This window comes from Nocardioides sp. YIM 152315 (assembly GCF_029210375.1).
In the GTDB taxonomy this organism is placed as follows: Bacteria; Actinomycetota; Actinomycetes; order Propionibacteriales; family Nocardioidaceae; genus Nocardioides.
Map to the genome: position 1 here is coordinate 68,399 of NZ_JARGER010000018.1, position 23,001 is coordinate 91,399.

Here is a 23,001-nt window from a genome sequence, read left to right on the forward strand (position 1 = left end):
GCGCCCCGGCCCTCTCCGTGGCTCTGGTCAGTCATGCCCGCACCACCCGAGATCGACACAGCCGAGGAGTGGCCGACGACGATGGCGAACGGCTCCCAGGACTCCTTCGTCCACCTCCACGTGCACACCGAGTACTCCATGCTCGACGGCGCCTCGCTGCTCGACGGACTGTTCGGCCGGGTCGCGGATCTCGAGATGCCGGCGATCGCGATGACCGACCACGGCAACCTGCACGGCGCGTTCGACTTCTACTCCAAGGCGCGCAAGCACGGCGTCAAGCCGATCATCGGCATCGAGGCCTACCTCACCCCCGGCACCCATCGCTCGGAGAAGCGCCGCGTCCGGTGGGGGAAGGGCGACGCGGCCGAGGAGGGCGGCAAGGACGTCGCCGGTGGTGGTGCCTACACCCACATGACGATGTGGGCCGAGAACACCGCCGGGATGCACAACCTGTTCCGGCTCGCGAGCCTCGCCAGTCTCGAGGGCTACTACTACAAGCCCCGCATGGACCGCGAGCTGCTGCAGCAGTACTCGACGGGGATCATCGCCAGCACCGGCTGCCTCTCCGGCGAGATCCAGACGCGCCTGACGCTCGGGCAGTACGACGAGGCGCTCAAGGCGGCCGGGGAGTTCCAGGACATCTTCGGCAAGGACAACTTCTACCTCGAGCTGATGGACCACGGCATCGCCGCCGAGCGCGCCACCCGTGAGGACCTGCTCCGGATCGCCAAGACGCTCGACCTGCCGACGATCGTCACCAACGACACGCACTACACCAACCCCGAGGACGCCGACGGCCAGGACGCCCTCATCTGCGTCGCCTCCGGCAAGCGGCTGGCCGACACCAACCGGCTCAAGTTCGACGGTGGTGGCTACTACATCAAGTCCGCGGCCGAGATGCGGGAGCTCTGGGCCGACTTCCCCGACGCGTGCGACAACACCCTCGCGATCGCCGAGCGCTGCGAGGTGGAGTTCGTCGAGTCCACCGGCGGCTACATGGCGCGCGCCGACGTGCCCGAGAGCGAGACCGAGGAGAGCTGGTTCCGCAAGGAGGTCTGGCGCGGCATCGAGGCCCGCTACCCGGGCGACCGGCTCGACCAGCGCGTCAAGGACCGCGTCGAGATGGAGCTCGCGGTCATCTCCCAGAAGGGCTACTGCGGCTACTACCTGGTGGTCGCCGACTTCATCCAGTGGTCCAAGCGCAACGGCATCCGGGTCGGTCCGGGCCGTGGCTCCGGCGCGGGCTCGATCGCGGCGTACGCCCTCAGCATCACCGACCTCTGCCCCCTCGAGCACGGACTGTTCTTCGAGCGCTTCCTCAACCCCGAGCGTCCGTCGATGCCCGACTTCGACATCGACTTCGACGACCACCGCCGCGGCGAGGTCATCAAGTACGTCACCGACAAGTACGGCGCCGACCGGGTCGCCCAGATCGCGACCTTCGGCCGGCTGAAGTCGAAGGCCGCGATCAAGGACGCCGCGCGCGTGCTCGACCACGGCTTCGCGATCTCCGACCGCATCACCAAGGCGCTGCCGCCCGACGTGATGGGCAAGGGCGTCCCGCTCAAGGACATCTTCAACGCCGAGCACAAGCGGTACGGCGAGGGCGGCGAGTTCCGCGCCCTCCACGACTCCGACCCCGACGTCCGCACGATCTTCAGCACCGCGCTCGGCCTCGAGGGCCAGATCCGCAACTGGGGCGTGCACGCCGCGGGCGTGATCATGTCGAGCGCTCCGCTCATCGACGTCGTCCCGATCATGGCGCGGCCGCAGGACGGCGCGATCATCACCCAGTTCGACTACCCGATGTGCGAGTCGCTCGGGCTGGTCAAGATGGACTTCCTCGGGCTGAGCAACCTGCACATCCTCGAGGACGCGCTCGCCAACATCGAGGCCAACAAGGACGAGCACGTCGTCCTCGAGGAGCTGCCGTTCGACGACCGGGCGACCTACGAGCTGATGGGCCGCGGCGACACGCTCGGCGTCTTCCAGCTCGACGGTGGTGGCATGCGCGCGCTGCTGCGCTCGATGCAGCCCGACCAGTTTGCCGACATCACCGCGGTCAGCGCGCTGTACCGTCCCGGCCCGATGGGCGCCGACTCGCACAACAAGTACGCCCGCCGCAAGAACGGGCGCGAGCCGATCGAGCCCATCCACCCGGCCCTCGCCGAGGCGCTCGAGCCGGTGCTGGGGGAGACCTACGGCCTGATCGTCTACCAGGAGCAGGTGATGGCGATCGCCCAGGTCCTGGCCGGCTTCACGCTGGGCGCCGCGGACAACCTGCGCCGGGCGATGGGCAAGAAGAAGAAGGAGGAGCTCGACAAGCAGTACGCCGGCTTCCAGGCCGGCATGCTCGAGCGCGGGTTCCCCCAGGCCGCGATCGACAAGCTCTGGGAGATCCTGCTCCCGTTCTCCGACTACGCGTTCAACAAGTCCCACTCGGCGGCGTACGGCGTCATCACCTACTGGACCGCCTACCTCAAGGCCAACTACCCGGCCGAGTACATGGCCGCCTTGCTGACGTCCGCCCGGGACGACAAGGACAAGATGGCGATCTACCTCAACGAGTGCCGGCGGATGAAGATCCAGGTGCTCCCGCCCGACGTCAACGAGTCGGCCCACAACTTCACGCCGGTCGGTCGCGACATCCGCTTCGGCCTCACCGCGATCCGCAACGTCGGCTCCAACGTGGTCGACGGGATCGTCGCCGCACGCGCCGAGCAGGGCCGCTACGACGACTTCAACGACTTCCTCAAGAAGGTCCCGGCCCAGGTCTGCAACAAGCGGGTGATCGAGTCGCTGGTCAAGGCCGGCGCCTTCGACGACATGAAGCACAAGCGGCGTGCGCTCGTGGCGATCCACGAGACCGCCGTGGACCAGTACGTCGACATCAAGCGCAACGAGGCGATCGGACAGGACTCCCTCTTCGGCGGTCTCGACGACGACGGGTCGGGCTTCGGCGTGTCCGTCTCGATCCCCGACATCGACGACTGGGACAAGATGACCCTGCTCGGGCACGAGCGGGAGATGCTCGGGCTCTACGTCTCCGACCACCCGCTGCTCGGCCTCGAGCACGTCCTCTCCCAGGGCACCGACTGCACCATCGGCCAGCTGATGCTCGACGAGGGCCGGCCCGACGGCAGCCCGATCACCGTGTCGGGCCTGGTCACCTCGGTGCAGCGCAAGATCACCAAGCGCGGTGACGCGTGGGCGTTGGTCACCCTCGAGGACCTCGACGGCTCCATCGAGGTGCTGCTCTTCCCGAGCTCGTGGCAGCTGTGCGGCCATCTGGTCACCGACGACGCGATCCTCACCGTGAGGGGCCGGCTGTCCCGGAGCAAGGACCAGCCCGAGATCATGGGCCAGGAGGTGACGCTGGTCGACACCACCCAGGGCCCGAGCGGGCCGGTCGTGATCAACCTGCCGCAGACCCGGGTCAACGGCAAGGTCGTCGACCACCTCAAGGAGGTCCTCGCCACCCACGCCGGCGCCACCGAGGTCCACCTGCGCCTGCGGATGCGCGAGAAGACGGTCGTCCTCAACCTCGAGCGACACCGGGTGACGCCGAGCCCGGCGCTCTTCGCGGACCTCAAGCAGCTCCTCGGACCGGGATGCCTCACCGGATGACGCGGCGGCTGGGGGTGCAGCTGGCGCTCGTCGTGGTCGTGCTGGCGCTGGCGGGTGCGCTGGCCGGCGTGGTCTGGGAGTGGGCGTGGAGCCCGACCATCGGCGTCGTGGTCGACCACCAGTGGACGGCCGGCGACGCCCTCGGCCTCCAGCACCAGTTCTCCGGCACCGGCTGGTACGTCGTGGTCGCCGTGGTCGCCGGCCTGGTCGCCGGCATCGCGGTCACGCTCCTGGCCGACCGGGTGCCGCTGCTGACCCTCGCCGCGGTCGTGATCGGCTCCGCTCTCGCCGCCTGGGTGATGCTGGTGGTCGGCTCGGCGCTCGGCCCACCGGACCCCGACACCGCGGCACGGACCGCCGACGACGGGACCCGCCTGCCGGACCACCTCGCCGTCTCCGGTCGCAGTCCGTTCATCGCGTTCCCGGTGGGGGCGCTGCTGGGCCTGGTGCTCGTGTTCATCGGACTGTCGTCCCGTGTTCCCACGTCCGGGGCTGTGGACAGCGCACCGAGCGCCGAGCCGACTGGCTAGTCTGCAGGCACCTCGACGGCACCCGCCGCCGACCGAGCGCGAAGGGTGTGCCGATGTCCTACGACCCGCCGTCCGGCCCCCCGCCGTCGGGCCCGCCGTCGGGTGGGGCGGCCGAGACCCTCGACAGCGGCGACGGCGCACCACGACCCTCCGGGCGCGGCCGGCGTACGACCGTGCTCGCGGCGGTCGGCGCCGCGGCTGTCGTGGTCGCCGGCGGCGCGGCCTGGGCCGCGTGGTCGTTCTTCGCGACGGGTGCTCAGCCGGCCGAGGCGCTGCCGGACTCGACGATCGCCTACGCCAGCGTCGACCTCGACCCGAGCGGCGGCCAGAAGATCGCCGCGTTGCGCACCCTCTCGAGGTTCCCGGCGTTCGACGACGTCGTCGGCCTGGACGCCGACGACGACGTACGCCGGTGGATCTTCGACCAGATGCGCGACGTGGTCGCGTGCGAGGGTCTCGACTACGACGAGGACGTCGAGCCGTGGCTGGGAGACCGGTTCGCCGTGGCCGCCGTCGACACGGGCGGTGAGGAGCCGACACCGGTCTTCGTCCTGCAGGTGACCGACGAGGACCGTGCCGAGACCGGGCTGTCGGCGATCCGCGAGTGCGCTGGCAGCGAGGACAACGGGGCCTGGGTGATCCGCGACGGCTGGGCGCTGCTCGCCGAGGACCAGGACGTCGTCGACGGCGTCGCCGACGACGCGGCCGACGCCGCGCTGGCGGACGACGACGACTTCCGGCACTGGACGGACGAGGCCGGAGACGGCGGCATCGTCGCGCTCTACGCCGCGCCCGAGGTCGGGGCGGTCCTCGCCGAGGAGCTGACGAGCCTCGACGACCTCACGACGGGCGGGGAGATCGTGCCCGAGGAGATCGTGCCCGAAAAGAGTGCGCAGGTCCTGGAGGACTTCGGCGGCGCGGCGGCGACGCTGCGCTTCGACGACGGCGGCGTGGAGCTCGAGGTGGCCGCCGACGCCGGTGCCACCGGCTCGGTCGCGCGCGGCGACGCCGCAGGCGACGCGGTGGCGTCGCTGCCCGAGGGCACGGTCGCGGCGCTCGGGCTCAGCCTGGGCGACGGCTGGTTCGACGACCTTCTCTCGCAGGCGGCCGCGCTGAGCGGACGGTCCGCTGACGAGCTGGTCGCGCGGGCGAACGAGGAGCTGGGGATCGACCTGCCCGACGACGTCGAGACGCTCGCCGGCGAGGCGATCGCCCTGGCGGTCGACGCCGACTTCGACCCGGCGACCCTGTCCCTGGGTCTCGGGGAGCCCGGCCCGGAGGCCTCGCTCGGGGTCGGGGTGAAGGTCCTCGGCGACCCCGACGGCATCGACGGCGTCCTCGACAAGGTCCGGGCCGTGGCGTCGGGCGCGGACGGCGGGCTCCTCGACAGCGATGCGGGTGACGACGCGGTCGCGATCGGTCCGGACCCCGACTACCGCACCCGGCTCCTCGGCGACGAGGGACTCGGCAGCACCGACGCCTTCGAGCACGTCGTGGAGCACCGCGACGACGCCACCGCCGTGCTCTTCCTCGACGTCGACGGCGCCGACTGGCTGTCCGGGCTCTTCGGTGACGACGCCGAGGTGCGCGACAACCTCGAGCCGCTCGAGGCCCTGGGTCTGAACGCCTGGCTGGACGGCGACACGACCCACGCCATCCTCGAGATCACCTCCGACTGACCGGGGCCACCACGGCGTCGACGATCGCCACGAGGTCGGCCGGCGCGATCTCGAGGTCGAGCCCCCGCCGGCCGGCGGAGACGAAGATCGTCTCGAAGGCCTCGGCGGACTCGTCGAGCACGGTCGGGTGCCGCCGCTTCTGCCCGATCGGGGAGATGCCGCCCGCGACGTACCCCGTCGCCCGCTCGGCCGCCGCGAGGTCGGCCATCGCGGCCCTGCTGCCCCCCAGTGCGCGGGCCAGCGCCTTGAGATCGAGCTGCCCGGAGACGGGGACGACCCCGACCGAGAGCGCTGCGTCGACGCACGCCAGGAGCGTCTTGAAGACCCGCGCCGGGTCCAGCCCGAGTGCCTCCGCGGCCTCGAGCCCGTAGGAGCTCGCGCGCGGGTCGTGGGCGTACTCGTGCAGCGTGTACGCGATGCCGGCCTGCGTGAGCGCGACGGTGGCGGGGGTGCCGCCGGGGGACTTCCTCTTCGCCACGGGTGGTCTCCTCGGTCGGCGCCGACTCTCGTCTCACCGGAATTCGACGCGCTCTCGCGCGTTCCTCGCCGGCGCTGTGGCCTTCAGTTCGGGGACCACCGGGTGCGGGCGACCTCGGTGGCCGGCAGGGACGGGATCACGTTCATCGCGCGCAGCTCGGTGCGCAGCAGGTCGGTGAGCAGCACCAGCCGATCGGTCGCGTCCTCCGCCTCCAGCAGCGACTGCCGCTCGGACATCGGCAGCGGGGCGAGAGCGGCCAGGGTCCAGGAGAGGTACGTCGGGTCGCGGGGAAGCGTGCCCTCGTACGGGTCGCTGCGCAGCTCGGTCAGCGCCGCCCGGTAGGCCACGAACGCCGCGCGGGCCCGCTCCAGCACCTCGTCCGGCACCGCCTGCGTGGCGTCCGGCCGGTCGACGACGTGCCCGACCGGGAACGCGCCTCCGGTCTCGAGCCGGTGCAGCTCGATCCGCTCCATCCCGACGGCCACGACGTCGAAGGTGCCGTCGGGGTTGCTCTCGACGTCGGTGAGCTGGAGCCGGCAGCCGACCCGGTAGAGCGACTGCGCGCCGTGGTCGCCGACCTCGTAGCCCTCGCGGATGCCGACCGACCCGAACACCCGCTCCGCCGGGTCGTCGACGCGGAGCAGGTGGTGCACCAGCGCCCGGTAGCGGTCCTCGAACACGTGCAACGGCACGCTGAGACCCGGGAAGAGCACCGCGTTCAACGGGAACATCGGCAGCGTGTCGGGCACGGGACCAACGTAGCCCCGCGCAGCGGGGACCGTGCGACGGGACGCGCTGAGCACCCTCCACCAGTCCCGGTTGCTCCGACCACCGGCTTCCGCGACTACAGCGCGGAGCTCCTCGATCCGCAGCTGATCATCACCGTCGCCCTCGACGACTGCACAGGACTGCACCGACGGCAACGCCGACGAGCTCGCCGCGGGGGAGTCCACCGGTCGTCGCGGTTCGGGTCGAGCGGTCTCGCGCTCGTAGAATCGAGGCATGATCCAGCGCATCGACCTGCGGGAGGTCGACCGTTCCGGAGTCGACTACCGCGCAGCCGTGCCCCGCGCCGACTTCGACGTCGAGGCCGCGGTGCCGGCGGTGCATGCGATCTGCGAGGAGGTCCGCACCCGCGGGCTGGCCGCGATCCGGGAGTACGCCGAGCGGTTCGACGGCGTGGTCGTCGACGACATCCGCGTCGCGCCCGAGACGATCCGGCAGGCGCTGGCCGACGTCGACCCGGCCATCCGCGCCGGCCTCGAGGAGTCGATCCGTCGGCTGCGCGCGACCTGCGCCAACGAGCTGGAGCAGGACGCCGTCACCGAGCTCGGTCCCGGCGCCCGGGTGACCCACCGCAAGGTGCCGGTCGACCGGGTCGGTCTCTACGTGCCCGGCGGCCTCGCGCCGCTGGTCTCGAGCGTGCTGATGAACGTCGTCCCGGCCCAGACCGCGGGCGTCGGCTCGATCGCACTGTCGAGCCCGCCCCAGAAGGAGTTCGGCGGCTCGGTGCACCCGACGATCCTGGCCGCGTGCGCGCTGCTCGGCGTCGAGGAGGTCTACGCCGTCGGAGGCGCCCAGGCGATCGCGATGTTCGCCTACGGCGTCGGCCCGTGCGCCAAGGTCGACCTGGTCACCGGCCCCGGCAACATCTACACGGTCACGGCCAAGCGACTGCTCAAGGGGCAGGTCGGCATCGACTCCGAGGCCGGCCCGACCGAGATCGCGATCCTGGCCGACGACACCGCGGACGCGGCGTACGTCGCCGCCGACCTGATCAGCCAGGCCGAGCACGACCCGCTGGCGGCGTCGGTGCTGGTCACCTCCAGCGAGCGGCTCGCCGCCGACGTCGAGGCCGAGCTCGACAAGCAGGTGTCGGTGACCAGGCACGTCGAGCGGATCCGCACCAGCCTCTCCGGGCCGCAGTCGGGCATCGTCATGGTCGCCGACCTCGAGCAGGGCCTCGACGTCGTCAACGCCTACGCCGCCGAGCACCTCGAGATCCACACCGAGGACGCCCCGGCCCGGGCCGCGAGGGTGCGCAACGCCGGCGCGATCTTCGTCGGCCCGTACGCGCCCGTCAGCCTGGGCGACTACTGCGCCGGCTCCAACCACGTGCTGCCTACCGGCGGCTGCGCCTGCCACAGCAGCGGGCTGTCGGTGCGCGCCTTCACGAAGTCGGTGCACGTCGTCGACTACTCGCGTGACGCGCTCGCCGAGGTCGCCGACCACGTCGTCACGCTGGCCGAGGCGGAGGACCTGCCGGGCCACGGCGCCGCGGTCCGGGTGCGGTTCCGGTCATGAGCTTCCCCCCGATCCGGGAGGAGCTGCGGGGTCTCGAGCCGTACGGCGCGCCACAGCTCGACGTCCCGGTCCGGCTCAACACCAACGAGAACCCCTACGGCCCGAGCGAGGCCTGCGCCGACGACATCGCGGCCGCCGTGCGTGCCGCCGCGCTGACGCTCAACCGCTACCCCGACCGCGAGCACGTCGCGCTGCGCACCGCGCTCGCGGCGTACCTCTCCCGCGACACGCCGCACGGCGTCTCCGTCGAGCAGGTGTGGGCGGCCAACGGCTCCAACGAGGTGATGCTGCAGCTGCTGCAGGCCTTCGGCGGCCCGGGGCGGACGGCGATGAGCTTCGCGCCGACGTACTCGATGTATCCCGAGTACGCCCGTGACACCTCCACCGCCTGGGTCCAGGGTCGGCGGGCCGAGGACTTCGGCCTCGACCTCGATGCCGCCCGCGAGGCGGTCGAGCGCGAGCGGCCGAGCGTCGTGCTGCTGCCGAGTCCCAACAACCCGACCGGCACCGCGCTGCCGCCCGAGGCGGTCGGCCTGCTGTGCAAGGCCGCAGGCGATGGTCTGGTGGTGGTCGACGAGGCGTACGGCGAGTTCCGCCGCGAAGGCGTCCCGAGCGCGGTCGAGCTGCTGCCGGCGCACCGCAACCTGGTCGTCACCCGCACGATGAGCAAGGCGTTCGCGGCCGCCGGGCTGCGACTTGGCTACCTCGCTGCGGACCCGGCGATCTGCGACGCGATCCGCGTCGTGCGCCTGCCCTACCACCTCTCCGCGGTCACCCAGGCGACCGCGCTGGCGGCGCTGGAGCACGCCCCCGAGCTGCTCGGGAAGGTCGACGAGCTGCGCGCCGGGCGGGACCGCACCGTCGACTGGCTGCGCGCGCAGGGCCTGACCGTTGCGGAGAGCGACGCGAACTTCGCGTTGTTCGGCACGTTCGCCGACCGGCATGCTGTGTGGCAGGGGCTGCTCGACCGGGGCGTGCTGATCCGGGAGGTCGGTCCCGACGGGTGGCTCCGGGTGTCGATCGGGACGCCGGAGGAGATGCAGGCTTTCGAGGACGCGACGTCCGCAGTCATGGAGGAGATGTCATGAGCAGGACCGGACGCATCGAGCGGCAGACCAGCGAGTCGAAGGTGCTCGTCGAGGTCGACCTCGACGGCTCGGGCCGCCACGACGTCTCCACCGGCATCGGCTTCTACGACCACATGCTGACGGCCTTCGCGCGGCACAGCCTGGTCGACCTGACCGTGCAGTCCGAGGGCGACCACTGGATCGACGCGCACCACACCACCGAGGACACCGCGATCGCCCTCGGGCAGGCGCTGCGCCAGGCGCTCGGCGACAAGCAGGGCATCCGGCGCTTCGGCGACGCGACCGTGCCGCTCGACGAGGCACTCGTGCAGGCGGTCGTCGACGTGTCCGGGCGGCCCTACTGCGTGCACAGCGGCGAGCCCGAGGGGCAGCAGTACGTCCAGCTGGGGGGCTCGACGCCGGCCTACCTCGGCTCGCTGACCCAGCACGTCTTCGAGTCGATCGCCTTCCACGGCCACCTCGCGCTGCACGTGCGGGTGCTGGCCGGCCGCGAGCCGCACCACATCGTGGAGACCCAGTTCAAGGCGTTCGCCCGGGCGTTCCGCGACGCCGTCGCGCTCGACCCGCGCGAGACCGGCATCCCCTCGACCAAGGGCGCGCTCTGAGCATCCAGCCCCGCGTCGTGGTCCTCGACTACGGGTCGGGGAACCTCCGCTCCGCCGTGCGCGCGGTCGAGCGTGCCGGTGCCGAGGTCACGCTCACGAGCGACTTCGACACGGCGCTGGCGGCCGACGGCCTCGTCGTACCCGGCGTCGGAGCCTTCGCCGCCTGCATGCGGGGCCTGCGCGCCATCAAGGGCGAGCGGATCATCGGGCGCCGGCTCGCCGGTGGCCGGCCGGTGCTCGGCATCTGCGTCGGCATGCAGATCCTCTTCGCGCGCGGTGTGGAGCACGGCGTGGAGACCGAGGGCTGCGACGAGTGGCCGGGCGTCGTCGAGCGGCTCCAGTCGCCGGTCGTGCCGCACATGGGCTGGAACACCGTCGAGGCGCCGTCCGGCACGACGCTCTTCGCCGGCCTCGAGCACGAGCGGTTCTACTTCGTGCACTCGTACGCCGTGCGCGACTGGACCCTCGTCACCAACGACCGCACCCGCGCGCCGCTGGTGACCTGGGCCGAGCACGGCGGCGACCGGTTCGTGGCGGCCGTGGAGAACGGCCCGCTGAGCGCGACCCAGTTCCACCCCGAGAAGTCGGGCGACGCCGGCGCGGCCCTCTTCCACAACTGGGTGACGTCACTGTGAGCAAGGAGCGGGCCCGCCGTCGCGCCGAGCGCGAGGCCGCGGCGGCCGCCCTGGCCACGGCTCGGGCCGCCGAGGCCGAGCGCAAGCGGCGCCGCGACGCCCGTGTGCGGGCGCTGACCAGGTGGGTGCCGCGGGGGACCGGTCGCCAGACGGGCATGCTCGCCGAGCGGCGGCGCACCCGCACCCGCCTGCTGATCGTCGCCGTCGTCGCGGTGAACGTGCTCGTCTGGCTCGCCTCCGGCGACTGGGCCCTGCGGGCCGTCGCCCTGCTGCTGAGCGTGCTCGTCGCGCCCCTCCTGCACATCCTGCTGACCAGTGGAAAGTGAAGTCCATGTCTGACCACCTCGAGCTGCTCCCCGCCGTCGACATCACCGAGGGCCGTGCGGTCCAGCTCGCCCAGGGCGTCGCCGGCTCCGAGCGCGTGTACGGCGACCCGGTGGCCGCCGCGATGCGCTGGCAGGACGCCGGCGCGGAGTGGATCCACCTGGTCGACCTCGACGCGGCCTTCGGGCGCGGCTCCAACCGCGAGCTCCAGGCGCGGATCGTCGGCGCGCTCGACGTCCAGGTCGAGATGAGCGGCGGGATCCGCGACGACGAGTCGCTGACGGCCGCGCTGGCGACCGGCTGCCGGCGGGTCAACATCGGCACCGCGGCGCTCGAGCAGCCCGAGTGGTGCGCCCGGGTCATCGCCGAGCACGGCGACCGGGTCGCGATCGGCCTCGACGTACGCGGCCGCACGCTCGCCGCACGCGGCTGGACGCAGGACGGCGGCGACCTCTACGAGACGCTCGCCCGGCTCGACTCCGAGGGCTGCGCGCGGTACGTCGTCACCGACGTCAACAAGGACGGCATGCTCGCCGGGCCCAACCTGCAGCTGCTGCGCGAGGTCTGCGCCGCCACCTCCGCGCCGGTGGTCGCGTCGGGCGGCGTGACCACGCTCGACGACATCCGCGCCCTGATGGCCCTCGTCCCCGAGGGCGTCGAGGGCGCGATCGCGGGCACGGCCCTCTACGAGGGCCGGTTCACCCTCGAGGACGCGCTGGCGCTCACGAGGGGCAGGCAGTGAGCCTCGCCGTACGCGTCATCCCCTGCCTCGACGTCGACGGCGGACGGGTGGTCAAGGGCATCAACTTCCTCGACCTCCGCGACGCGGGCGACCCCGTCGAGCTCGCGCGCACCTACGACGCCGAGGGCGCCGACGAGCTGACGTTCCTCGACATCTCGGCCTCCCACGAGGGCCGCGCGACCACGATGGAGATCGTGTCGCGGACCGCAGAGGAGGTGTTCATCCCGCTCACCGTCGGCGGGGGAGTCTCGTCGGTCGACGACGTCGACCGCCTGCTGCGCGCCGGCGCCGACAAGGTCGCGGTCAACACCGCCGCGATCAAACGGCCCGAGCTGGTGGCCGAGATCGCGGACCGGTTCGGCAACCAGGTGCTCGTGCTGTCGGTGGACGCGCGCCGCGCGGCCCGCACCGACTCGGGGTTCGAGGTCACCACGCACGGCGGCCGGAGGTCGGCCGGCCTCGACGCGCTCGAGTGGGCGGTCCGCGCGACCGAGCTGGGCGCGGGGGAGATCCTGCTCAACGCGATGGACGCCGACGGCACCCGGGACGGCTTCGACGTGGACCTCATCCGGGCCGTGCGGCGCGAGGTGACCATCCCCGTCATCGCCTCCGGCGGCGCGGGCGCGACCGAGCACTTCCCGCCCGCGGTGGAGGCCGGGGCGGACGCGGTGCTCGCCGCGACGGTCTTCCACTTCGGCACGCTGCGCATCGCCGACGTCAAGCGGGCCCTCTCCGACGCCGGCCGACCAGTGCGCTGACCCTCAGAACGGGCCGCCGAAGTTCGGCCCCGACGGGTTGTTGTAGTTCTCCGCGCTGCCCTTGTCGGCCAGCCGCGACCGGCGTACCTCGCCGTCCACGACGCCGCGCCGGCGCGGCCAGAACGCCCAGCCCGCGACCGCCAGCGCGGCGATCCCGATGATGATCCACAGCAGCACGACTGCCTCCCCCGAGCTCCATGGTCCGCGCATCCCAGCCCGATGGGGTCCGTGGCGGTGGCAAGGTGCGATAGTCCGTCACGTCTGGTTGCCCCGACCGGGGTGTCGACAACCAGAACGTGACGGACTATCGCGAAGGCGCGGCTGCCCCCAGCCTCAACCGGCTCGCCGATAGCGGAGCAGGCGGGCCCGCTGGACCTCATCGAGCTCTCGGCGCTGGTCGACCGTGAACGTGGGGATCCACCTGGCGGGCGGCTCCAGGGTCCAGCGACGAACCGCCTCGGCCTCGAACCGGGCACGGCTGTAGGTGTCGTTGAGCCGCTCGATGAAGGAACTGTGGTCACGGCGGTCCTGGGTGACCATCGTGACGTACTCCAAGCCGACTGAACGGAAGTCCGACTCACGCTCCAGGTCGCGCGCCCGCCGCTTCCCGGCGAGGTGCAACGACCCTTCGTACTCGCCGACGACCCCGGCCACCGGGTCGATGAGGTCCGGGGTGCCGAGGTGCCGCCCCGCACGGTCGAAGACGGGGCGGTTGCACAGCGGTCGCGAGAATCCGGCCTCGACGGTCCAGATCCAGCGCATCTCGACCTCGGTCGGCGACCACGCGTTCTCCTCGGCGTACGGGATCGCGTCGCGACACCGAGGGATGCCGGTCCATCCTGGGTGGGCCAGCGCGTACGCCGTCAGCTCCTCGACCGACACCAGGTCGGCGTACGCCGCCATGTCGAGGACGGTGACGGCGGCGAGCAGCGAGGGCGCGTACCTCATCTCGAAGCAGACGGACCGGACGGCTGTGGTGACCCGCAACCCGTCGATCTCGGTCAGGTCGGCCGGCTCGAGCCGCTCCTTGCTCACGGAGACGCCCGGCCGCTCCCGGACGTTGAGGCCCGCAATGGCGAGAGTGACGTCGCGCAGCACGCCCGAGCCGTGCCGTCCTTCGAACCATCGGTCCCCGGCCCACCCCAGCATCGCCCACCCCGTCACCCCGCCGTACCCGGGCAGGATGACCGCGGCCTCGACGATCCGCTGCTCGACCCGATCGGCGTCCGCCCAGCTCGGAAGGTAGAACCCGCGTGAGCTCCGGCGCCACTCCCGCCCTCGAGCCTGGGCCTGGGTCGGCCCCTCCAAGCCGCGCCGGTCCACCCGGACCGGGGAGACGATCCCCTGCCGGCTCGGGTGGAACTCGGGCGGTACGAACACCCGAGCATCGTCCGCCGGATCGGGTCGTCGCCGCGTCCGTCGTCCACAGGCCCGAAACGGGGGATACTCCGTCACGTTCTGGTTGCCCCGACCGGCGTGTCGGCAACCAGAACGTGACGGACTATCCCGGAGCGGCGCCTCAGGCCCCGAGGTCGGCCGCCCGCAGCGCCGCCACCGACTCCTCCGGTCCGTCGAGGTCGATCCCGACGACGGCCGAGCGGCCGAAGAGGAAGAGGATCACCTCGACGACGTCGCCGGAGATCGTCACCGGGTCGTCGCCCTTGCGCGCGACGATCGTGGCGCCGGTCTCGGTGTCGGCGCGTCGGAGCACGGTCGGCACGGGGAGCCTGCGGCCGAGGAAGGACGCCGAGCGGGCGAGCCGGCCCCACAGCGCGTCGGCGTCGGCGGCGGGCAGCGCCCGGGGCTGCCAGTCGGGGCGGCCGCGACGCAGGTCCTCGTGGTGCACGAGGTACTCGAGGGTGTTGGCGGCGTCGTCGACGGCGGGTACGACGAACAGGCCGCCGGGCGAGCGCAGCCGCGCCACGAGGTCGGCGTACGGCCGTCTCCCGAGCGACCGCGACGCGCGCTCGGTGAGACCCGCGAGCGGGGACAGCACGATGCCGGCCGCCGCGAGCGGCCTGCGCTCGCGCACGAGGAGATGGACGACCAGGTCCTCGGCGGCCCAGCCGGCGCACAGCGTGGGCGCGTCGGGACCGACCTCGAGCGCGAGGTCACAGAGGGCGGCGCGCTCGCGGCGCGCGAGCGAGTCGGTCATGGCCTCGACACTATGGGACGGCCGATGTCGGCGACCGGGAATAGCCTGTGCGGACGGCGGGGTTGCCCGCGAGCAGACGCACCGGACAGGGACGAGCAGGTAGTGAGCGACGGACGCAGCAGGCGCGGGACCACGATGGAGGGGTTCCGCGTCCTCTCGGTGGCGGTCCGCCGCGAGCCGTGGATCTTCACGCTGTCGACGATCGGCAGCCTGCTCTTCGGCGCCCTGACCGTCGCCGACGCGTGGGTGCTCGGCTGGTCGACGGACCACGTCGTGCTGCCGGCGTTCGACGAGGGCGAGATCGGCACCGACCTCCTCGTCGCGGTGTTCGCGCTGTTCCTCGGCGTGGCGCTGCTGCGCGCGGTCGGCATCGTCGCGCGCCGCCTGGGCGCCGGCCTGATGCAGTACCGCATGCAGGCGCACACGCGGCGGGCGGTGACCCGGCAGTACCTCGCGCTCCCGATGTCGTGGCACCAGCGGCACCCGACCGGCGAGCTGCTGTCCAACGCCAACTCCGACGTCGAGGCCGCGTGGGGACCGATCGCGCCGTTGCCGATGGCGGTCGGCACGTTGGCGATGATGGTGATCGCGGTCGTCCAGATGTTCGCCGCCGACGTCGTGATGGCCCTGGTCGGCCTGATGGTCTTCCCGGCGGTCGTCGTCGCCAACCTGGCCTACCAGCGCCTCGCGTCACCGCTGATGACCAAGGCCCAGCAGCTGCGCGCGGAGCTGAGCGAGGTCGCCCACGAGTCCTTCGACGGGGCGATGGTCGTCAAGACGCTCGGCCGCGAGGGCGAGGAGACCTCGCGGTTCGCCGCGAAGGCCCACGAGCTGCGCGACGTCAACATCCGGGCCGGCCGGATCCGCGCGGCCTTCGACCCGACGCTCGCCGCCCTGCCGAACCTCGGGGTCCTGGTGGTGCTGGCGGTCGGCGTCCAGCGCGTGATCTCGGGCGCCACCGACCCGGGCGACGTCGTCACGGTGTCCTACCTGCTCACGGTCGTCTCGTTTCCGATCCGGTCGATCGGCTGGCTGCTCGGCGAGTTCCCGCGCAGCGTGGTCGGCTACCACCGGGTGCGCACGGTGCTGCGCGCGACCGGCGAGATGCCGTACGGCGACCGCGCCGTCGACCGGTCCGCGCGCGAGGGCGCGCGGCTCGAGGTCGTCGGCCTGGGCTTCCGCTACGCCGCCGCACAGCCGCTCCTCGAGGACGTGTCGTTCACCGTTGAGCCCGGGCGGACGGTCGCGCTCGTCGGCGCGACGGCGTCGGGCAAGACCACCCTGACGACGCTGATGGCCCGGCTCGTCGACCCCGACGACGGGCGCCTGCTGCTCGACGGCACCGACCTGCGCTACCTCGCGAAGGGCGAGCTCGCCCGGGGCGTGGCGGTCGTGCCGCAGACCGCGTTCCTCTTCGACGACACCGTCCGCGACAACGTCACGCTGGGCGCCGACGTCTCCGACGACGACGTCTGGGCGGCCCTGCGGGCAGCACAGGCCGACGGGTTCGTCGCGGCGCTCCCCGACGGCCTCGACTCCAGGCTCGGTGAGCGCGGCACCTCGCTCTCGGGCGGGCAGCGGCAGCGGATCTCCCTGGCCCGCGCGCTGGCGCGTCGTCCGCGCCTGCTGATCCTCGACGACGCCACGTCCGCCGTCGACCCCGAGGTCGAGGCGCGGATCCTCGCGGCTCTGCGCTCCGACGAGCGGGGCGCCAGCCTGGTGGTGGTCGCCTACCGCAAGGCGACGATCGGGCTGGCCGACGAGGTCGTCCATCTCGTCGACGGGCGGATCGCAGACCGCGGCACGCACGCCGAGCTCCTCGACCGCAGCCCCGCGTACGCGCGGCTGGTCAACGCCTACGAGCATGGCAACGAGCTGGTGGAGGACCGAGCATGAGCACCCCAGGAAATCGCGGGCTTCCCCCGCTTCGCTCCTCCAGCCCACGATTCCCCGGGGACCCCGAATGAGCACCACGTTCGACACCGGCGAGCAGATCGGGGCGTTCGACACCGTCCGCCGCGGCGTGCACGCGTCGCCGGAGCTCAAGGACGGCCTCGGCTGGACGATCGTGCTGGCCTTCGTCGCCGCGATCGGCCAGGTGGTGGTGCCGATCGCGGTCCAGCAGACCCTCGACCACGGGCTCAACGGCCCCGACGGACCCGACGTCTCCTTCACGGTGGCGATGGGGGTCGGTGCCGCGGCGGCGATCGTGGTGACCGGGTGGGCGTCCTACCTGATGACCGCGCGCCTCTTCACCGTCTCCGAGCGCGGCCTGGCCACGCTGCGGGTCAAGGCGTTCCGGCACGTGCACGACCTGCCGCTCCTGACCCAGAACACCGAGCGCCGCGGGGCCCTCGTCTCGCGGGTCACCAGCGACGTCGACCAGGTCAGCCAGTTCCTGGTCTTCGGCGGCCTGCTGCTGATCGTCAGCTTCTGCCAGGTGGTCATCGCGACGATCGTGATGCTGGTCTACAGCTGGCAGCTGGCGATCGTCGTGTGGGTCTGCTTCGCCCCGCTCTTCCTCTCGATCCGCTACTTCCAGCGCAAGCTCTCGCAGGCGTACGGCGTGGTCCGGCGCCAGGTCGCCGTCATGCTCTCGGCGATCTCCGAGCCGGTCGTCGGCGCGGGCGTCGTGAAGTCCTACGCGATCGAGGACCGCACCCAGGCGCGGATCGACGACGCCATCGACGCCTTCAAGGTCGCGAGCACGCGCGCGCAGAAGTTCACGGTCGTGTCGTTCTCGCTGGGTGGCATCTCCGCCGGGCTGGCCAACGCCGGGGTGCTCATCGTGGGCATCCAGCTCGGCCTCGCCGACGACATCACGGCCGGCAAGGTGCTGGCGTTCGCGTTCCTCGTGACGCTCTTCGTCGGACCCGTGCAGATGGGCACCCAGATCCTCACCGACGCCCAGAACGCCCTGGTCAGCTGGCGCCGGGTGATCGGCATCCTCGAGACGCCGGCCGACCTCGTCGACCCGGGCGAGGCGGGGCGGGTCCTGCCGCGCGGGCCGATCGACGTGTCCTTCCGCGACGTGACGTTCGCCTATCCGGGCGGCCCACCGGTGCTGCGCGACATCGACCTCGACATCCCGGGCGGCACGCGGGTCGCGGTCGTCGGCGAGACCGGCTCGGGCAAGTCCACGATCGCCAAGCTGCTGACCCGGCTGATGGACGCCGGCGAGGGTGCCGTCGTGCTCGACGGCATCGACGTCCGCGAGATCGCCCAGTCCTCGCTGCGCCGCAGCGTCGTCCTGGTGCCTCAGGAGGGCTTCCTCTTCGACGACACGCTCGCCAGCAACGTCCGCTACGGCCGGCTCGACGCCACCGACGAGGAGATCGTCGCGGCGGCGGAGCGGCTCGGCCTCGGCGACTGGCTGGGCGGCCTGCCCGCGGGGCTCGAGACCCGCGTCGGGCAGCGCGGCGAGTCGCTCTCCGCGGGGGAGCGGCAGCTCGTGGCGCTGCTGCGCGCCCAGCTCGCCGACCCCGACCTGCTGGTCCTCGACGAGGCGACCAGCGCGGTCGACCCGGCCCTGGAGATGCGGATCGGCCGCGCGCTCGAGCGGCTGATGCAGGACCGCACCAGCGTCACGATCGCGCACCGGCTCTCGACGGCCGAGGCCGCCGACGAGGTGGTCGTCGTCGACCGGGGCCGGATCGTCCAGCGCGGCCCCCACGCCGCCCTCGTCGCCGAGGAGGGCTCGGTCTACGCCGGGCTCCACGCCAGCTGGGTCGCGCAACATGGCTCGTGAGCGTGGCGGTGGTGTCGAGACGGTTGCCAGGGCAACCTCCTCAACTACCGTGGCGGTGGTTGAGGAAGACGCGCCAGCGCCTGTCTCGAAACCACGACCCGTCTCGAGCTCAGGTGAGGGGATAATCGAGGAGTGACCTACCAGCTCGACCCCGCCATCGCCGACCGGCTCAAGCGCACCGCGGAGGGCCTCGTGCCCGCGGTGGCGCAGCAGCACGACACGGGCGAGGTGCTGATGCTCGGCTGGATGGACGACGAGTCGCTGGCCCGGACCATCGAGACCGGGCGCGCGACCTACTGGAGCCGCTCGCGCCAGGAGTACTGGGTGAAGGGCGACACCTCCGGCCACGTCCAGTGGGTCAAGGAGATCCGTCTCGACTGCGACGGCGACACCCTGCTGGTCAAGGTCGACCAGGTCGGCGCGGCCTGCCACACCGGAGACCGCACCTGCTTCGACGCGGCGGTGCTCCACGAGGTCGCCGATGACTGACCGCGAGACCGCCGGGCGGCGCCGGACCTTCGGCCCGGTGGTGCTGCTCGGGCTGGCGGCGGGAGGCCTCACGGCCGTCGCCGGCTCGAAGCCCGCCGTCGAGGGCGACGGCGAGGCCGCGCGGGCGATCAGCAGCCGACTGGTGTCCTTCGACGCGCAGCTGCCGCTGGTGACCGCGCTCGGCCTGGTCGTGCTCGCGTGCTGGGGGGTGCTGCTGGTGACCCGGGGCCGGGTACGCCGTGCGGTCGCCGCCCTCGGAACCCTGGCCGGCCTCGGCGCGCTGGCGGCCGCGATCGCGGCGTACGCGCAGGTCTCCGACCAGCTCCGCGACGAGCTCGCGCTCGTCGGGATCGCCGACCCGGAGCTGTCCCACACCGCGTGGTACTGGGCGGCGGTCGCCGGCGCGGTGCTCGCGACGGCCGCCGGCGTGCTCGCGGTCCTGTGGGCGCCGGCGTGGCCGGAGATGGGCCGCCGGTACGACGCCCCTGGTGCCGCCGAACCCGCCCCGACGGCGCCTCCCGAGGAGCAGAGCAGCCTCGACCTCTGGAAGGCCATGGACGACGGGCGCGACCCCACCGCCTGACCACCCGGCGACCGCACCGGACGGCACCTGAATAGACTGTGCCCGCACCGCTGTCCGCCCCGTTCGAGGAGCCCTGCATGTCTGCAAACCACGGCAACACCCCTGCGGCCTGGACGTTCGTCACCGTCGCCATGCTCGGGTTCGTGGTCGGCGCCGCCGGCATGCTGTTCGACCCGATCAACTGGACGATCTTCTGGGTCGGCGCCGCCCTCGCCGTCGCCTCGCTGGTGGTCTTCGCCGTCATGGCGAAGCTGGGCTACCACGAGTCGGGTCACTGACGGCCCCATGAGGTGCTGAGCCCATGACCGCCACCGCGCCGGCCTCGTCGCCCGCGGGGGCGGCGTACGCCGCGGGCCGGTGGCGGAGGGTCCGCGGGCCCGCCGTGATGCTGGGCGGCCTCGGGCTCGCCACGCTCGCGCTGCACCTGCGCGACCCCCACGAGCCCGGGTCGTGGGGCTACTGCCCGAGCGCCGCTCTCGGCGTCTACTGCCCCGGCTGTGGCGGCCTGCGCGCGGTCAACGACCTCACCCACGGTCAGGTCGGCGCGGCGGCCTCGAGCAACCTCGCGTTCCTCGTGGTGGTGCCGTTCGTCGTCGCCGGCCTGGGCTGGTGGGTCGTCTCCCGCTGGCGCGGCACGCCGGTGGTGCTGCCGGCGAGGGCGGTCGCACCCGCGGCGTACGCCGGCCTCGCGCTGCTCGTGGCCTTCACCGTGCTGCGCAACCTCGCCGTCGGCGACTGGCTCGCGCCGTAGCCCTCGTCAGTTGATCTCGCCGCTGTAGTCGAGGTCGATCACGCCGGTGCCCGTGAGGATCCACCAGACGACGCCGAGGGCGATGCCGACGACACCGAGGATGAAGCCCCACTTGGCCAGGCCCTCGCCGGTCTTGGCACCCGCGGACTCCCGGATGTCCTTCTTGCCGAGCTGGCCGAAGACGACTCCGAGGATCGAGAAGATGAAGCAACCCCAGAAGCACGGGATGACGCCGATGATGCCGAGCACGAGGGACGCCACGGCCATGCCGGAGCGCTTCGGCGGCGTCCCGCCGTACTGCGGCGGGGGCGCGCCGTACTGCGGCGGCGGGGGAGGCGGGTCGGAGTAGCTCACGGCGATTCCTCTCTCGTCGGCCCGTCGCGTCTGCCGGGTCCGTGTTCAGCGGACACTACCCACGCCCGGGTCCTTCATGCAGCGTGAAACACTGGGCCCGCAAGACCCGCAGTCCGTGGCCGTCCGGTGGGAGAGACCAGCATGTCCGTGCTCGACGACATCGTCGCCGGCGTGCGCGCCGACCTCGCCGAGCGCGAGTCGCGGATCAGCCTCGCCGACCTGCGCGCCGCGCTGGCCGACGTCGACGCGCCCCGCGACCCGATGCCGCACTTCCGGGGCGCCGGCTCGAGCGTGATCGCGGAGGTGAAGCGGCGCAGCCCCAGCAAGGGCGAGCTCGCCGACATCCCCGACCCGGCCGACCTCGCGCAGCAGTACGCCGCCGGCGGCGCGGCCGCGATCAGCGTGCTCACCGAGCAGCGCCGGTTCGGCGGCAGCCTCGACGACCTGCGCGCCGTGCGGGCCGCCGTCGACGTCCCGATCCTGCGCAAGGACTTCATCGTGACCACCTACCAGCTCGTCGAGGCGCGCGCCGCGGGGGCCGACCTGGCGCTGCTGATCGTGGCCGCGCTGAGCGACGACGCGCTGCGTCGTCTCCACGACGAGGCGCGCGAGCTCGGGCTGACGGTGCTGGTCGAGGTGCACGACGAGGCCGAGACCGAGCGCGCCGTCGCGCTCGGCGCCGAGCTGGTCGGCGTCAACGCGCGCAACCTCAAGACGCTCGAGATCGACGCCGACACGTTCGGCCGGCTGGCGCCGCTGGTGCCCGACGACCGGGTCAAGGTGGCCGAGAGCGGCATCTTCGGCCCGACCGACGTGAAGCGCTTCGTGGGCGAGGGTGCCCGGGTCTTGCTCGTCGGCGAGGCGCTGGTGAGGGACGGCGACCCGCAGTCGGCGGTCGCCGCGATGACAGGAGTGACGCCGTGACCTTTGACGCCGACGAGCGGGGGTGGTTCGGCCCGCCGACGACGGGGTTCGGCGGCCGGTACATGCCGGAGGCCCTGGTCGCCGCGCTGGACGAGCTGACCGCGGCGTGGCTGGACGCGATGGCGGACCCGTCGTTCGTCGCGGAGTTCGAGCAGATCCTGCGCGAGTACGCCGGCGTGCCCAGCCCGCTCTACCTGGCCGAGCGCCTGAGCGACCGGGTCGGGGCGCGGATCCTGCTCAAGCGCGAGGACCTCAACCACACCGGGGCCCACAAGATCCGCAACGTGCTCGGCCAGGCGCTGCTCACCAGGCGGATGGGCAAGACGCGCGTCATCGCGGAGACCGGCGCCGGCCAGCACGGCGTCGCGAGCGCCACCGCGGCGGCGTACTTCGGCCTCGACTGCACGGTCTACATGGGCTCCGTCGACACCAAGCGCCAGGCGCTCAACGTCGCCCGGATGAACCTCCTCGGCGCCAAGGTGGTCGCGGTGGACTCCGGCAGTGCGACGCTCAAGGACGCCATCAACGAGGCACTGCGCGACTGGGTCGCGACCGTCGACCACACGGCGTACCTCTTCGGCACCGCCGCCGGGCCGCACCCGTTCCCGAGCATGGTCCGTGAGTTCTGCCGCGGGATCGGCGACGAGGCGCGCGCCCAGTGCCTCGAGCAGTACGGCGCCCTGCCCGACGCGGTCGCCGCGTGCGTCGGCGGCGGATCCAACGCGATCGGGCTGTTCACGGCGTTCCTCGACGACGCGGACGTCGAGATCTTCGGATTCGAGGCCGGCGGCGACGGCGTCGAGACCGGCCGACACGCGGCCACGATCCACGCCGGCGACCGCGGAGTCCTGCACGGCGCGCGCACGTTCGTGCTCCAGGACGAGGACGGCCAGACGATCGAGTCGCACTCGATCTCCGCCGGACTGGACTACCCGGGTGTCGGCCCGCAGCACGCCCACCTCGCCGACGCGGGCCGCGCGACGTACCTCCCGGTGACCGACGCCGAGGCCATGGACGCGATGGCGCTGCTCGCCCGCACCGAGGGCATCATCCCGGCGATCGAGTCCGCCCACGCGCTCGCCGGTGCGCTGCGCCTTGCCGAGGAGCGCCAGGGCCAGACCATCCTGGTCAACCTCTCCGGCCGCGGCGACAAGGACATGGGCACGGCGCTGGAGTACTTCGGCCTCGGGCAGGCCGACGCCGAGACGGGAGACGTCGAGTGACCGG

The 23,001-nt window shown here is 72.5% G+C and carries 24 protein-coding genes; 18 read left to right on the forward strand and 6 right to left on the reverse strand.

Annotation, left to right across the window (positions count from 1 at the left end; all coding sequences use genetic code 11):
* Positions 1-81: 81 nt before the first annotated feature.
* From dnaE to PZ894_RS05900, 3 genes are read left to right on the forward strand one after another with little or no spacing between them, the layout of a single operon-like run.
* Positions 82-3,627 carry a DNA polymerase III subunit alpha gene (gene dnaE, locus PZ894_RS05890; RefSeq protein ID WP_275743688.1) on the forward strand — a complete coding sequence of 1,182 codons (3,546 nt, stop codon included), beginning with the start codon at positions 82-84 and terminating at the stop codon, positions 3,625-3,627.
* Positions 3,624-4,157 (forward strand): hypothetical protein, encoded by a 534-nt coding sequence (locus tag PZ894_RS05895; RefSeq protein WP_275743376.1) that lies wholly within the window; start codon positions 3,624-3,626, stop codon positions 4,155-4,157. The genes dnaE and PZ894_RS05895 overlap by 4 nt, the downstream gene beginning before the upstream one ends.
* Before the next feature lie 53 nt (positions 4,158-4,210).
* Positions 4,211-5,836, forward strand: coding sequence for a DUF3352 domain-containing protein (locus tag PZ894_RS05900; protein WP_275743378.1), 1,626 nt, complete (start codon positions 4,211-4,213; stop codon positions 5,834-5,836).
* Here PZ894_RS05900 and ybaK read toward each other — a convergent pair.
* Together ybaK and PZ894_RS05910 are read right to left on the reverse strand one after the other, a co-directional pair.
* Positions 5,823-6,314: a Cys-tRNA(Pro) deacylase gene (ybaK, locus tag PZ894_RS05905; RefSeq protein WP_275743380.1), complete on the reverse strand. Its 492-nt coding sequence runs from the start codon at positions 6,312-6,314 to the stop codon at positions 5,823-5,825. The two genes, PZ894_RS05900 and ybaK, sit on opposite strands and share 14 nt — an antisense overlap.
* 83 nt (positions 6,315-6,397) lie before the next feature.
* Positions 6,398-7,063 (reverse strand): LON peptidase substrate-binding domain-containing protein, encoded by a 666-nt coding sequence (locus tag PZ894_RS05910; protein ID WP_275743382.1) that lies wholly within the window; start codon positions 7,061-7,063, stop codon positions 6,398-6,400.
* Positions 7,064-7,316: 253 nt separating this feature from the next.
* Between PZ894_RS05910 and hisD the strand changes: the two genes are divergently transcribed.
* Genes hisD through hisF form a run of 7 tightly spaced genes read left to right on the forward strand, consistent with a single transcriptional unit; the run spans position 7,317 to position 12,770 of the window.
* Positions 7,317-8,618 (forward strand): histidinol dehydrogenase, encoded by a 1,302-nt coding sequence (gene hisD / locus PZ894_RS05915; RefSeq protein WP_275743383.1) that lies wholly within the window; start codon positions 7,317-7,319, stop codon positions 8,616-8,618.
* Entirely contained in the window at positions 8,615-9,706 is a 1,092-nt protein-coding gene (locus tag PZ894_RS05920; RefSeq protein ID WP_275743385.1) for a histidinol-phosphate transaminase, read from the forward strand. The genes hisD and PZ894_RS05920 overlap by 4 nt, the downstream gene beginning before the upstream one ends.
* Positions 9,703-10,311 carry an imidazoleglycerol-phosphate dehydratase HisB gene (hisB, locus tag PZ894_RS05925; protein WP_275743387.1) on the forward strand — a complete coding sequence of 203 codons (609 nt, stop codon included), beginning with the start codon at positions 9,703-9,705 and terminating at the stop codon, positions 10,309-10,311. The genes PZ894_RS05920 and hisB overlap by 4 nt, the downstream gene beginning before the upstream one ends.
* 2 nt (positions 10,312-10,313) lie before the next feature.
* Positions 10,314-10,946 (forward strand): imidazole glycerol phosphate synthase subunit HisH, encoded by a 633-nt coding sequence (hisH, locus tag PZ894_RS05930; protein WP_275743689.1) that lies wholly within the window; start codon positions 10,314-10,316, stop codon positions 10,944-10,946.
* Positions 10,943-11,272 (forward strand): hypothetical protein, encoded by a 330-nt coding sequence (locus PZ894_RS05935; protein WP_275743388.1) that lies wholly within the window; start codon positions 10,943-10,945, stop codon positions 11,270-11,272. Before hisH ends, PZ894_RS05935 begins: the two co-directional genes overlap by 4 nt.
* A gap of 5 nt (positions 11,273-11,277) precedes the next feature.
* Positions 11,278-12,012 carry a bifunctional 1-(5-phosphoribosyl)-5-((5-phosphoribosylamino)methylideneamino)imidazole-4-carboxamide isomerase/phosphoribosylanthranilate isomerase PriA gene (gene priA / locus PZ894_RS05940; RefSeq protein WP_275743390.1) on the forward strand — a complete coding sequence of 245 codons (735 nt, stop codon included), beginning with the start codon at positions 11,278-11,280 and terminating at the stop codon, positions 12,010-12,012.
* Positions 12,009-12,770, forward strand: coding sequence for an imidazole glycerol phosphate synthase subunit HisF (hisF, locus tag PZ894_RS05945; RefSeq protein ID WP_275743392.1), 762 nt, complete (start codon positions 12,009-12,011; stop codon positions 12,768-12,770). The genes priA and hisF overlap by 4 nt, the downstream gene beginning before the upstream one ends.
* A 3-nt stretch (positions 12,771-12,773) precedes the next feature.
* On the opposite strand, the gene PZ894_RS05950 is transcribed toward hisF, so the two are convergent.
* The 3 genes from PZ894_RS05950 to PZ894_RS05960 all read right to left on the reverse strand — a co-directional run bounded on the left by PZ894_RS05950 (position 12,774) and on the right by PZ894_RS05960 (position 14,925).
* Complete coding sequence (locus PZ894_RS05950) at positions 12,774-12,947, reverse strand: hypothetical protein (protein ID WP_275743394.1); 174 nt, start codon at positions 12,945-12,947, stop codon at positions 12,774-12,776.
* Positions 12,948-13,103: 156 nt separating this feature from the next.
* Positions 13,104-14,150 carry a hypothetical protein gene (locus tag PZ894_RS05955; RefSeq protein ID WP_275743396.1) on the reverse strand — a complete coding sequence of 349 codons (1,047 nt, stop codon included), beginning with the start codon at positions 14,148-14,150 and terminating at the stop codon, positions 13,104-13,106.
* A gap of 139 nt (positions 14,151-14,289) precedes the next feature.
* Positions 14,290-14,925 carry a TIGR03085 family metal-binding protein gene (locus tag PZ894_RS05960; RefSeq protein WP_275743398.1) on the reverse strand — a complete coding sequence of 212 codons (636 nt, stop codon included), beginning with the start codon at positions 14,923-14,925 and terminating at the stop codon, positions 14,290-14,292.
* A 102-nt stretch (positions 14,926-15,027) separates the two neighbouring features.
* On the opposite strand from PZ894_RS05960, the gene PZ894_RS05965 reads away from it, so the two are divergent.
* The 6 genes from PZ894_RS05965 to PZ894_RS05990 all read left to right on the forward strand — a co-directional run bounded on the left by PZ894_RS05965 (position 15,028) and on the right by PZ894_RS05990 (position 20,496).
* Positions 15,028-16,821 (forward strand): ABC transporter ATP-binding protein, encoded by a 1,794-nt coding sequence (locus PZ894_RS05965; protein WP_345799138.1) that lies wholly within the window; start codon positions 15,028-15,030, stop codon positions 16,819-16,821.
* Between the two features lie 67 nt (positions 16,822-16,888).
* A complete protein-coding gene (locus PZ894_RS05970; protein ID WP_275743400.1) occupies positions 16,889-18,673 on the forward strand; it encodes an ABC transporter ATP-binding protein in 1,785 nt (594 codons plus the stop codon).
* A gap of 132 nt (positions 18,674-18,805) precedes the next feature.
* Entirely contained in the window at positions 18,806-19,162 is a 357-nt protein-coding gene (gene hisI / locus PZ894_RS05975) for a phosphoribosyl-AMP cyclohydrolase (protein ID WP_275743402.1), read from the forward strand.
* On the forward strand, positions 19,155-19,745 hold the full coding sequence (locus tag PZ894_RS05980) for a Trp biosynthesis-associated membrane protein (protein WP_275743404.1): 591 nt from the start codon (positions 19,155-19,157) through the stop codon (positions 19,743-19,745). The genes hisI and PZ894_RS05980 overlap by 8 nt, the downstream gene beginning before the upstream one ends.
* Before the next feature lie 77 nt (positions 19,746-19,822).
* Positions 19,823-20,023 (forward strand): HGxxPAAW family protein, encoded by a 201-nt coding sequence (locus PZ894_RS05985; RefSeq protein WP_275743406.1) that lies wholly within the window; start codon positions 19,823-19,825, stop codon positions 20,021-20,023.
* A gap of 23 nt (positions 20,024-20,046) precedes the next feature.
* Complete coding sequence (locus tag PZ894_RS05990) at positions 20,047-20,496, forward strand: DUF2752 domain-containing protein (RefSeq protein WP_275743408.1); 450 nt, start codon at positions 20,047-20,049, stop codon at positions 20,494-20,496.
* A 6-nt stretch (positions 20,497-20,502) separates the two neighbouring features.
* Here PZ894_RS05990 and PZ894_RS05995 read toward each other — a convergent pair whose 3' ends face one another.
* Positions 20,503-20,850 (reverse strand): DUF4190 domain-containing protein, encoded by a 348-nt coding sequence (locus tag PZ894_RS05995; protein WP_275743410.1) that lies wholly within the window; start codon positions 20,848-20,850, stop codon positions 20,503-20,505.
* A gap of 141 nt (positions 20,851-20,991) precedes the next feature.
* Here PZ894_RS05995 and trpC point away from each other — a divergent pair, with 141 nt between their 5' ends.
* Positions 20,992-21,774 (forward strand): indole-3-glycerol phosphate synthase TrpC, encoded by a 783-nt coding sequence (gene trpC / locus PZ894_RS06000; protein WP_275743412.1) that lies wholly within the window; start codon positions 20,992-20,994, stop codon positions 21,772-21,774.
* Positions 21,771-22,997 (forward strand): tryptophan synthase subunit beta, encoded by a 1,227-nt coding sequence (gene trpB / locus PZ894_RS06005; RefSeq protein WP_275743414.1) that lies wholly within the window; start codon positions 21,771-21,773, stop codon positions 22,995-22,997. Before trpC ends, trpB begins: the two co-directional genes overlap by 4 nt.
* The last annotated feature ends 4 nt before the right edge of the window (positions 22,998-23,001 follow it).

Bases quoted from the DNA above. Each gene is read 5' to 3' on its own strand.
- dnaE (WP_275743688.1), top strand. From the start codon at position 82: ATGGCGAACGGCTCCCAGGACTCCTTCGTCCACCTCCACGTGCACACC.
- PZ894_RS05895 (WP_275743376.1), top strand. From the start codon at position 3,624: ATGACGCGGCGGCTGGGGGTGCAGCTGGCGCTCGTCGTGGTCGTGCTG.
- PZ894_RS05900 (WP_275743378.1), top strand. From the start codon at position 4,211: ATGTCCTACGACCCGCCGTCCGGCCCCCCGCCGTCGGGCCCGCCGTCG.
- hisD (WP_275743383.1), top strand. From the start codon at position 7,317: ATGATCCAGCGCATCGACCTGCGGGAGGTCGACCGTTCCGGAGTCGAC.
- PZ894_RS05920 (WP_275743385.1), top strand. From the start codon at position 8,615: ATGAGCTTCCCCCCGATCCGGGAGGAGCTGCGGGGTCTCGAGCCGTAC.
- hisB (WP_275743387.1), top strand. From the start codon at position 9,703: ATGAGCAGGACCGGACGCATCGAGCGGCAGACCAGCGAGTCGAAGGTG.
- priA (WP_275743390.1), top strand. From the start codon at position 11,278: ATGTCTGACCACCTCGAGCTGCTCCCCGCCGTCGACATCACCGAGGGC.
- PZ894_RS05960 (WP_275743398.1), bottom strand. From the start codon at position 14,925: ATGACCGACTCGCTCGCGCGCCGCGAGCGCGCCGCCCTCTGTGACCTC.
- PZ894_RS05970 (WP_275743400.1), top strand. From the start codon at position 16,889: ATGAGCACCACGTTCGACACCGGCGAGCAGATCGGGGCGTTCGACACC.
- PZ894_RS05980 (WP_275743404.1), top strand. From the start codon at position 19,155: ATGACTGACCGCGAGACCGCCGGGCGGCGCCGGACCTTCGGCCCGGTG.
- PZ894_RS05985 (WP_275743406.1), top strand. From the start codon at position 19,823: ATGTCTGCAAACCACGGCAACACCCCTGCGGCCTGGACGTTCGTCACC.
- PZ894_RS05990 (WP_275743408.1), top strand. From the start codon at position 20,047: ATGACCGCCACCGCGCCGGCCTCGTCGCCCGCGGGGGCGGCGTACGCC.
- trpC (WP_275743412.1), top strand. From the start codon at position 20,992: ATGTCCGTGCTCGACGACATCGTCGCCGGCGTGCGCGCCGACCTCGCC.